We start from the raw sequence: 865 nt of genomic DNA, 5'->3' as shown, positions 1-865 counted from the left end.
GCCCTTCCCGGTCAATGAGGTTGCGGGCACTCCATACTTCTGGAGCAACGCAACCCACTGTTCCGGGGACAGCTTGACGTCCTTTACATTCATTGGCACTCCAGTTGTGGTGTGGTTGAGGTCGATGCCTGAACAGGCGGTGAAACCGTGCTCAAAAAAGCCGTCCGCCTCGCGCGAGGCGAGCACGGCGGGCGGCTTTTTTCAGCAGGGGAAAGCGAAAGGCGGTGTAGCGACCAACGAGGACGAGTCGCGCAGGAAAGAGACGCTTCGCGGCTTCGCCGACCGTTTCCGGATCGACGAAGCAACGAAGGTGAGGAAATACAGGACGTGAGGTGAGCCCTTACGGGATCAAACGACCGACCATCCACGCCCCCAATGAATTAGGGTCAGACCGTCAAAATGGGATATCGTCATCCATGTCTGCGAAACCGCCGCCTCCTCCGGACGACGTCGATTGCGATTCACGGTGCGCCGGCGCAGCGTTGCTTGACCGAGGCGGATCCGACCTTCCTTGACGCGCGGGGCGTTGGCTTTCGAAACCGTCATTGGATGAGCGATCGCCAGAGGCGCGGCCACCAAGCATCTGCATCTGCTCCGCGACGATCTCGGTCGAATACCGCTCTTGGCCAGCTTGGTCCGTCCACTTGCGAGTGCGGATTCTGCCTTCGATGTACACCGACGATCCCTTTTTCAGATACTCGTTGACAATCTCAGCCAGCCGACCGAAGAACGACACTCGATGCCACTCGGTCTGCTCCTTCATTTCGCCCGAGGCCTTGTCCTTGTAGCGATCGGTCGTTGCGAGCCGGATATTCGCGACGGCATCGCCGCTCGGCAGATAGCGCGTCTCGGGATCAGCCCCGAG

At 59.9% G+C, this 865-nt stretch carries 2 protein-coding genes; one reads left to right on the top strand and one right to left on the bottom strand.

Annotation, left to right across the window (positions count from 1 at the left end; genetic code table 11):
* Nucleotides 1-331: hypothetical protein (locus AWB81_RS46310; protein ID WP_159939046.1), on the top strand; the 331-nt coding region annotated here is incomplete at its 5' end.
* 63 nt (nt 332-394) lie between these two features.
* On the opposite strand, the gene ssb is transcribed toward AWB81_RS46310, so the two are convergent.
* The coding region (ssb, locus tag AWB81_RS43590) for a single-stranded DNA-binding protein (protein ID WP_062644796.1) at nt 395-865 on the bottom strand (471 nt) is incomplete at its 5' end.

This window comes from Caballeronia arationis (assembly GCF_001544975.2).
Classification (GTDB): Bacteria; Pseudomonadota; Gammaproteobacteria; order Burkholderiales; family Burkholderiaceae; genus Caballeronia; species Caballeronia arationis.
Note: the sequence above shows the minus strand (reverse complement) of the source record. Positions and strands in the feature narration are given on the sequence as shown.